Origin of the sequence: Azospirillum sp. SYSU D00513 (genome assembly GCF_017356015.1) — a bacterium.
In the GTDB taxonomy this organism is placed as follows: domain Bacteria; phylum Pseudomonadota; class Alphaproteobacteria; order Azospirillales; family Azospirillaceae; genus Azospirillum.
Genome location: NZ_JAFIQV010000086.1, coordinates 1 through 8,128 on the forward strand (window position 1 = coordinate 1; position 8,128 = coordinate 8,128).

At 67.5% G+C, this 8,128-nt stretch carries 10 protein-coding genes; 8 read left to right on the forward strand and 2 right to left on the reverse strand.

What is annotated here, in order from left to right; translation table 11 throughout:
• Positions 1–175 precede the first annotated feature (175 nt).
• Positions 176–832 (reverse strand): helix-turn-helix domain-containing protein, encoded by a 657-nt coding sequence (locus JUB11_RS31840; protein WP_247887466.1) that lies wholly within the window; start codon positions 830–832, stop codon positions 176–178.
• Positions 833–1,213: 381 nt separating this feature from the next.
• Between JUB11_RS31840 and JUB11_RS31845 the strand changes: the two genes are divergently transcribed.
• A complete protein-coding gene (locus JUB11_RS31845) occupies positions 1,214–1,579 on the forward strand; it encodes a response regulator (RefSeq protein ID WP_247887467.1) in 366 nt (121 codons plus the stop codon).
• Between the two features lie 149 nt (positions 1,580–1,728).
• Here JUB11_RS31845 and JUB11_RS31850 read toward each other — a convergent pair whose 3' ends face one another.
• Positions 1,729–2,076 carry an HPF/RaiA family ribosome-associated protein gene (locus tag JUB11_RS31850; RefSeq protein ID WP_207462829.1) on the reverse strand — a complete coding sequence of 116 codons (348 nt, stop codon included), beginning with the start codon at positions 2,074–2,076 and terminating at the stop codon, positions 1,729–1,731.
• A 194-nt stretch (positions 2,077–2,270) separates the two neighbouring features.
• Between JUB11_RS31850 and JUB11_RS31855 the strand changes: the two genes are divergently transcribed.
• The 7 genes from JUB11_RS31855 to JUB11_RS31885 all read left to right on the forward strand — a co-directional run bounded on the left by JUB11_RS31855 (position 2,271) and on the right by JUB11_RS31885 (position 7,795).
• Positions 2,271–2,786, forward strand: a complete 516-nt coding sequence (locus JUB11_RS31855) for a DUF6455 family protein (protein ID WP_207462830.1) — start codon at positions 2,271–2,273, stop codon at positions 2,784–2,786.
• Between the two features lie 222 nt (positions 2,787–3,008).
• Positions 3,009–3,218 (forward strand): periplasmic nitrate reductase, NapE protein, encoded by a 210-nt coding sequence (napE, locus tag JUB11_RS31860; RefSeq protein ID WP_207462831.1) that lies wholly within the window; start codon positions 3,009–3,011, stop codon positions 3,216–3,218.
• A gap of 20 nt (positions 3,219–3,238) precedes the next feature.
• Positions 3,239–3,778: a ferredoxin-type protein NapF gene (napF, locus tag JUB11_RS31865; protein WP_207462832.1), complete on the forward strand. Its 540-nt coding sequence runs from the start codon at positions 3,239–3,241 to the stop codon at positions 3,776–3,778.
• Complete coding sequence (locus JUB11_RS31870; RefSeq protein WP_207462833.1) at positions 3,771–4,073, forward strand: chaperone NapD; 303 nt, start codon at positions 3,771–3,773, stop codon at positions 4,071–4,073. Before napF ends, JUB11_RS31870 begins: the two co-directional genes overlap by 8 nt.
• A 27-nt stretch (positions 4,074–4,100) precedes the next feature.
• Positions 4,101–6,593 carry a periplasmic nitrate reductase subunit alpha gene (gene napA / locus JUB11_RS31875; RefSeq protein ID WP_207462834.1) on the forward strand — a complete coding sequence of 831 codons (2,493 nt, stop codon included), beginning with the start codon at positions 4,101–4,103 and terminating at the stop codon, positions 6,591–6,593.
• Positions 6,594–6,608: 15 nt separating this feature from the next.
• Positions 6,609–7,094: a nitrate reductase cytochrome c-type subunit gene (locus tag JUB11_RS31880; RefSeq protein WP_207462835.1), complete on the forward strand. Its 486-nt coding sequence runs from the start codon at positions 6,609–6,611 to the stop codon at positions 7,092–7,094.
• Complete coding sequence (locus tag JUB11_RS31885) at positions 7,091–7,795, forward strand: NapC/NirT family cytochrome c (RefSeq protein ID WP_207462836.1); 705 nt, start codon at positions 7,091–7,093, stop codon at positions 7,793–7,795. Before JUB11_RS31880 ends, JUB11_RS31885 begins: the two co-directional genes overlap by 4 nt.
• Positions 7,796–8,128: the final 333 nt, after the last annotated feature.

An 8,128-nucleotide genomic window follows, 5' to 3' on the forward strand; every position in this document is an offset into this window, starting at 1 on the left:
AACTTACTCTCTGCTTGCCCTGTCCTTCGCTTTCCCCTTTCGCGTCATCGCCTGGTCGGCGGCGCCGCGTCGGGGAGGCGGTATATAGGTCGGAAGGCGGGGACCCTGCAAGGGCTTTTTTCCAAGGGCCGTCGATTTTCTGCCGAACCCCGGGAACGGCCCGGAAGATGCCGCCTCACGCACATTCGGCGAGATCGGACAGCGTGTCCCGGTCCACCAGCTCGACCTTGCCGCCCTCCATCAGCCGGATGACATGGGCGGTCTTCAGCTTGGTGAATTCGCGCGAGACCGTCTCGGTGGTCAGGCCCAGATAATCGGCGATGTCCGTGCGGCTCATCGGCAAATCGATGCGGCCCGCCGCGTCCTGTGCCCGCTCGTCGTTTGCCAGAAGGAAGGTGGCGAGCTTCTCGCGCGCCGTCTTGCGGCCGAGAAGCAGCATCTGCTCCTGCGCAGCCAGCAGTTCGGCGGTCATGGCGGCCAGCAGCGTGCGGGCCAGCGCCGGGCGCTCGTCCATCAGGGCGGTCACGCGGGCACGCGGAATGCGGCGCACGGTGGAGGGGATGACCGCCTCGGCCGTGTAGACGAAGCGCTCGCCGGCCGCCAGCCCCATCATGTCGCCGGCGCGCAGAAAGCCGACGATCTGGCGGCGCCCGTCGGGAAGGAGCTTGTAGAGCCGGACCAGCCCGTCCATCACGCGGTAGACGGCGTTGGCGGCGTCGCCCTCCGCGAAGAGCGGCTGGTCGCGGTCGAACAGCCGCGCCTCGCCCATGGCGTTGAGGACGGCGGTGTCGTCGCCGGAACGGTCGCCGAAGATCCCGAGCGGTGCTTCCATCCTCAAGCCGGACCGCGGGCCACCCAGGAAAGCGTGCGGCGACGGCTTGACGTTTGCGCCACGGATGAGAACGCCCATGATCGGAACCCTGCTTTTCGAGATGACTGCCCAGCGGCTTGATGCCCTCTAGATAACGGGCGGGCTCCGGCGCGTGCAGTTCGGAAAGATACGTAAGGGGGATTACCTATGCCCTTGGCCGCTTCTTCACCGGGCGCGTCCTTCCCCTGAGCGGCGAAGACAAAAAACGTTTTCAGCTTACGGATTGCTCTGCATCAAGGCCGCCGATGCTCCCGTTCGGCACTCTGGCCCGGCGATTACGGCCCGGTGACCGCGGGCAGGCTGTTCGCGCCTGCGGGGCCGGCCCGGAGAAATGGAGTGGACATGGGTTTCCATGCGAAGACGGTGTTCATCCTGGACGACGACGACGCCGTCCGGGACTCGCTCGCCTTGCTGTTGGAGAGCCACGGCCGAACGGCCCGCGCCTTCCGCTCATGGGAGGAGCTGCACCCGCACGCCGGGGAGCTGCCGTCGGGATGCCTTCTCCTCGACTATCACATGCCCGGGCGCAACGGGCTGGAGCTGCTGAGCGCGTTGCGCGCCGAAGGCGTCGATCCGCCCACCGTGCTCATCACGGGCGGCGGCACGGACGCGATCATGAACAGCGCGGCGCGGGCCGGCGTCGCCTTCCTGGAGAAACCGGTCACCGACGAAGGGCTGATGGGGGCCATAGACCGGGCGCTGTCCTGATCCGGGCAGGCCGGAGGAGTGGCGCGCACGCGCCGTGCTCCCTCGGTACAGCTGTTCCACATTCCGGGAACGGCAACCGGCCGGCCCACCCGAAGCGGACCGGCCGAACCCTTCATGACCTGGCGGTCATGCGCCGGGCAGGCGAGGCATCAGTCGGCGGCCAGCTTCCGCCGCCCCTTGCGCATCCACGCGCGGGCCTCGCCGATCTGCCGGCGCGCCCTGTCGAAGGACTGGGCCACGGCGGCATAGACATCCATGTGGCCATGGGCGCGGTCAGGCCCCGCGCCGGCGGCGATGTGCCGGCCCGGCAGTCCGAGGTCGATCCGCACGAGGAAGGACCGGCCCTTTTGCAGACGGCCGTGCACCGCCTTCAGAATGACCTCGCAGCTCTGCAGCCGCGGCTCGATGCGGGCGAGCGCCTGAACCTGCTCCTGGATGAAGCCGTCCAGCGCTTCGGAAGGATTCATGTTCCTGTGCACGATGCGGGTCGCGAGCATGACGTGTTTCCTTTTCCGGTGTCGGTACGGAACAGCTTGGCTCGCGCCTTTGCCCGCCTCTTTGAGCCAGCGCAAATTCCGCCTGAAAATTCGGTTCCGGCCTTTCGGTAGAGTCATCGGGGTTAGTTTGATCCAGATCAAACCGCCCGCCCGGCGCATCGACTAGCTTGGCCTTCCCACCCAGGGAGACCGGAATGTCGAGCATTCATATGGAACCGGACCACGCGCACCCGCTTCAGGGGCCTTTCGAAAGGCTCCTGGAACCGCTGCGCGGCTGGCTGCGGCGCGGCGCCCTGCGGCGGGATCTCGCCGGACTTCCGGCGCAGGAGGCCGGCCGCGTGCTGTCGGAAGCGGGTTTGCAGCCCGCCGACCTGCCGGCCCTGCTGGCGGACCACGGCCGGGCCGAGCGTCTGCTGCCGCGGATGGCGGCGCGCTACTCCCTGGATCTGGACCGGCTTGCGGACGCCGCGCCGCACGCCTTGCGGGACCTCCAGCGGGTGTGCATCAGCTGTTCGTCCGAACGCCGCTGCGCCCGCGCTCTGAGCTCCGGGGATGCGGCGGACGCCAAGGCCTTCTGTCTCAACGCCGAGGCGATCGCCGCGCTCGCCGGCTCAGCCGGGCCGCGGGACGTGTCGCCCGCGCAACGGACGGAACGCGTCCCTTCCTTCTGGAGCAAGCTGCTGGCCGACCCCTTCGTGGGCACGGAATGAGGCCTGCCATCCGAGGGCCGGAACCGAGAAGGTTTCGCCTCGAAAGCGAGTGCCTCAGGGATCTTTTCCCGCGAAACGTTTCACAACCATGCCTGTTCGATACAGGCGCATCCGTAACGCATATGCAGGGTGTGGGCGCCACCGGCCGATTGGAGCCAGCACGCGCCCATTCGTCATGCACAGGCTTACGAATGGCTTTACAGGGGAGGCTGGTCGACCATCATGACTCAGATTTCCAGCAACAAGCCGCCCGACCCGGGCCAAGGGGCAAGGGGCGCCGATCCCTCGGCGAAGCGCCGGGAAATCACGATGTTCCTGATCCTCGCCGTCGTGATCTGGCCGATCCTGTCCATCGCGGTGGTCGGCGGCTACGGATTCCTCGTTTGGATGTCGCAGATGATCATGGGGCCTCCGGGGCCCCCGCCCGTCTGATCCCGGGCCGGTGACGCACCGTGACCGACAGCAGCGTTGACCTTGGACGGCGTTCCTTCCTGAGAGGGAAAGCGCGGACGGCACCGGACGCGATCCGCCCCCCCTGGAGCCGCGCGGATCTCTTCACCTCGCTTTGCACGCGGTGCGGCTCCTGCGCCGGCGCCTGCCCGGAGACGATCCTGCGCCCCGGCGACGGCGGCTTTCCGGAAGTGGACTTCTCGCGCGGGGAGTGCAGCTTCTGCGGAGCCTGTGCCGAAGCCTGCCCGGAACCGGTCTTCGCCATCACCGCCGAGGGGACCAGGGACGGCAGCGCCGCCAGCTACAGCCGTCCCTGGTCCCACGTCGCCGCGGTCGCCGACACATGCCTGTCGGCGCAGCGCGTCTTCTGCCGCAGTTGCGGGGAGGCCTGCCCGGAGTCCGCGATCCGCTTCGCCCTGGCTCGGGGCGGCGTTGCCCAGGCGCTGGTCGATGCGTCGTCCTGCACCGGGTGCGGCGCCTGCGTCTCCGCATGCCCGTCCAATTCCATAACCATGAAGCCTGGAGGCGACCGCCTTGCCTGACGATCTGACCTTCGTCCCGAAAGCGGCCGAGCTGCACACCGCGTCCCTGCTGGTGCATGTGAATCCCGACAAGCGGGACGCGGTGCATGGGCTGATATCCGCCATGCCCGGCGCCGAGATCCACGCCGAGCAGGGCGGCAAGCTCGTGGTGACGGTCGAAGGTCCGAACGAGGGCTGGATCGCCGACCGCATGACCGCGATGCACCTGCTGGACGGGGTGCTGTCGGCGGTCCTGGTTTTCCATCACGTCGAAACGCTCGACGCGGCCCCGCCGGCCGCGCCGCGGGACATCTGAGAGTTCGGAAAAGAGGGGGAGGCTCGCATGCTCGACAGGCGGGATTTCATCAAGGCCCAGGCCGTGGCGACCGCCGCGGCGGCCGGCGGCATCAGCGTGCCCGCGTTCGCCCAGTCCTCGATGGTGGCGGGCGAGGACGCGCAGCTGAAATGGTCCAAGGCGCCCTGCCGCTTCTGCGGCACCGGCTGCGGGGTCATGGTGGCGACGAAGGACAACCGCGTGGTCGCCACCCACGGCGACATGCAGGCCGAGGTCAACCGCGGCCTGAACTGCGTCAAGGGCTACTTCCTGTCGAAGATCATGTACGGGCAGGACCGGCTGACGCAGCCGCTCATGCGCATGCGCGACGGCAAGTACCATAAGGAAGGCGAGTTCTACCCGGTTTCCTGGGACCAGGCCTTCGACGAGATGGCCCGGCAGTGGAAGCGCATTCTGAAGGAGAAGGGGCCGGACGCCGTCGGCATGTTCGGCTCCGGCCAATGGACGATCTGGGAGGGTTACGCCGCGTCCAAGCTGATGCGCGCGGGCTTCCGCACCAACAACCTCGACCCGAACGCCCGCCACTGCATGGCCTCCGCGGCCGTCTCCTTCATCCGCACCTTCGGCATGGACGAGCCGATGGGCTGCTACGACGACTTCGAGCATGCCGACGCCTTCGTGCTCTGGGGCTCGAACATGGCGGAGATGCACCCCATCCTGTGGACCCGCGTCACCGACCGCCGCCTCGCCCACAAGCACGTCAAGGTCGCGGTCCTCTCGACCTTCGAGCACCGCAGCTACGAGCTGGCCGACATCCCGATGACCTTCCATCCGGGAACCGACCTCGTCATCCTGAACTTCATCGCCAACCACATCATCCAGACCGGCCGGGTGAACCGGGAGTTCGTGGAGAAGCACTGCAACTTCCGCATGGGCCAGAAGGACATCGGCTACGGCCTGCGGCCCGAGCATGTGCTGGAGGTCCGTGCCGCCAACGCCAAGGAAGCCGCGGCCTCCACCCCCAGCAGCTTCGAGGAGTTCGCGCGGTTCGTCAGCGACTACACGGTGGAGAAGGCATCCGAGGTGAGCGGCGTGCCCAAGGAGCGCCTCCTGGCGCTCGCCGAGCTGTATGCCGATCCCAAGACGAAGGTCATGTCGCTCTGGACCATGGGCTTCAACCAGCACGTCCGCGGCGTCTGGGCGAACCACATGGTCTACAACATCCACCTTCTCACCGGTAAGATCTCCGAACCCGGCAACAGCCCCTTCTCGCTCACCGGCCAGCCCTCGGCCTGCGGCACGGCGCGCGAGGTCGGCACCTTCGCCCATCGGCTGCCCGCCGACATGCAGGTCGCCAACCCGGAACACCGGAAATACGTTGAGAAAGGCTGGAAGCTGCCGCCGGGACTGCTGCCGTCGAAAATCGGCTACCACGCGGTGCTGATGGACCGGATGCTGAAGGACGGCAAGCTCAATGCCTTCTGGATCATGGTCAACAACAACCTCCAGGCGGCTCCCAACAGCGACAACGAAACCTACCAGGGCTACCGCAACCCGAACAACTTCATCGTCGTCTCGGATGCCTACCCCACGGTGACCGCGTCCGCCGCCGACCTGATCCTGCCGGCCGCCATGTGGGTCGAGAAGGAGGGTGCCTACGGCAACGCCGAGCGGCGCACCCACTTCTGGCACCAGCTGGTCACCGCCCCCGGCGAGGCCCGTTCCGACCTGTGGCAGCTCATGGAATTCTCCAAGCGCTTCACGACGGACGAGGTCTGGCCGAAGGAGACCCTGGACGCCAACCCCGATTACCGGGGCAAGACGCTGTTCGACGTGCTCTTCAAGAACGGCAACGTCGACAGATACCCCCTGTCCGAGATCAACCCGGACTACGAGAACCGGGAGGCCAAGGCCTTCGGCTTCTACGTCCAGAAGGGCCTGTTCGAGGAATACGCCGAATTCGGCCGTGGCCATGGCCATGACCTGGCACCCTTCGACACCTACCACCAGGTCCGCGGCCTGCGCTGGCCGGTCGTGGAGGGGAAGGAGACGCTCTGGCGCTACCGCGAGGGGCTCGACCCCTACGTGAAGGCGGGCGAGGGGGTGAAATTCTACGGCAACCCGGACGGCAAGGCCGTGCTCTTCGCCTTCCCCTACGAGCCGCCGGCGGAATCCCCCGACAAGGAGTTCGACCTCTGGCTGGTCACCGGCCGCGTGCTGGAGCACTGGCACTCCGGTTCCATGACGATGCGTGTGCCCGAACTCTACAAGGCCATGCCCATGGCGTTGTGCTTCATGCACCCGGACGACGCCAAGGCGCGCGGCCTGCGGCGCGGGTCGGAGGTCAAGGTGGTCTCGCGCCGGGGCGAGATGATCACCCGCGTGGAAACGCGCGGCCGCAACAAGCCGCCGCGCGGGGTGGTCTTCGTTCCCTGGTTCGACTCCGCCCGCCTGATCAACAAGGTGACGCTGGACGCGACGGACCCCATCAGCAAGCAGACGGACTTCAAGAAGTGCGCCGTCAAGATCGTCGCCGCGTAAGGAAGGAGCCCGATCATGCGTTCTTACATGCTGGTGGCGCTCGCCGCCCTGCCCTGCCTAGTGCCGGCCCTGCTCTCCGCGCAGGGAACGGGCCCAGCCCGCGTCGACTCGCCCTTCCGGCCGCCCGTGCAGTTCACGGACGAGGCCCCGGCCCCGCAGATCCCGGCGGACGTGACGAACGACCGCCGCGTGGCCCGCAACTACCCGGATCAGCCGCCGGTCATCCCGCACAACATCCGCGACTATCAGGTCAGCCTCAACAACAACCAGTGCCTGACCTGCCACAGCCGCAAGTATGTGGAGGGCAGCCAGGCGCCCATGATCAGCATCACCCACTATATCGACCGCGACGGCCAGACGCTGGGCGCCGTGGCGCCACGCCGGTACTTCTGCACGCAATGCCACGTCCCGCAGACCACCGCGCAGCCGCTCGTGCCGAACACCTTCCAGGACGTGGACTCGCTGATCACCCGCCCGTCCGACGGGGGTGACCGCAAATGAAGCTCAAGCTTCCGGAATATATTCTCAGCCCCTGGCGCACGATCTCGAGCCCCAGCCGCTATCTCAGCCTCGGCTTCCTGACGCTCGGCGGCTTCGCCGCCGGCGTCATGTTCTGGGGCGGCTTCAACACGGCGCTGGAGGCCACCAACACGGAGGCCTTCTGCATCTCGTGCCACGAGATGGAAAGCAACGTGTACGAGGAGCTGAAGCAGACCATCCACTTCACGAACCGCTCTGGCGTGCGGGCGACCTGCCCGGATTGCCATGTGCCCCATGAATGGACGGACAAGATCGCCCGCAAGATGCAGGCCTCCAAGGAGGTCTGGGGCAAGATCTTCGGCACCATCAACACGCGCGACAAGTTCGTCGCCATGCGCCGCGAACTGGCCGAGCATGAATGGGCGCGGCTGAAGGCCAACAACTCCCTGGAATGCCGGAACTGCCACTCGCCGGAATCCATGGACATCACCAAGCAGGGCGCGCGGGCCGCGCGGGCGCACGAGGAATTCCTGTTCACCGGACAGCGGACCTGCATCGACTGTCACAAGGGCATCGCCCACCAGCTGCCCAACATGGAGGGCGTGCCGCCGGGCTGGAGCGACGCCGCCAGCGGCAAGGACGCCGCTCATTCGAGCAAGGCCTCGCTCGCCCATTGGCTGGCCGAGACGGAGGACAGCGGCCCGGCCGCGCAGGCGCGGTAAGGCTTGCCTTCCCGCAAAGGGGCGGTCGGACCGGCCAGGTCCACCGCCCCTCTTTCGTTGCCTGTCGGCGCCATCCCCTTCCCAGCAGGCCATGCTGAACGGCGACGCTCTGGTGTCCTTGGCGGCCGGGCGGCGCCGGCGTGCCGTGGCCGCGGAGGGCTCCGATGGTCTTCGGGTGCCCAGCCCGGCCCTTCTTCATGCCTCCCCCCGATCCAGACGGCCGGCGTGCCACTCCCCGCGCCGCGCCCGAATCGGGATAGGGGGCGATCCTAGTGGACCGCACCCCTCCCACACCACCCGGCATGCGGGTCCGCACCGGGCGGTTCGAGGAGT

Coding starts and splice junctions, on each gene's coding strand:
- JUB11_RS31840 (WP_247887466.1), bottom strand. CDS start 832: ATGGAAGCACCGCTCGGGATCTTCGGCGACCGTTCCGGCGACGACACC.
- JUB11_RS31845 (WP_247887467.1), top strand. CDS start 1,214: ATGGGTTTCCATGCGAAGACGGTGTTCATCCTGGACGACGACGACGCC.
- JUB11_RS31850 (WP_207462829.1), bottom strand. CDS start 2,076: ATGCTCGCGACCCGCATCGTGCACAGGAACATGAATCCTTCCGAAGCG.
- JUB11_RS31855 (WP_207462830.1), top strand. CDS start 2,271: ATGTCGAGCATTCATATGGAACCGGACCACGCGCACCCGCTTCAGGGG.
- napE (WP_207462831.1), top strand. CDS start 3,009: ATGACTCAGATTTCCAGCAACAAGCCGCCCGACCCGGGCCAAGGGGCA.
- napA (WP_207462834.1), top strand. CDS start 4,101: ATGCTCGACAGGCGGGATTTCATCAAGGCCCAGGCCGTGGCGACCGCC.
- JUB11_RS31880 (WP_207462835.1), top strand. CDS start 6,609: ATGCGTTCTTACATGCTGGTGGCGCTCGCCGCCCTGCCCTGCCTAGTG.
- JUB11_RS31885 (WP_207462836.1), top strand. CDS start 7,091: ATGAAGCTCAAGCTTCCGGAATATATTCTCAGCCCCTGGCGCACGATC.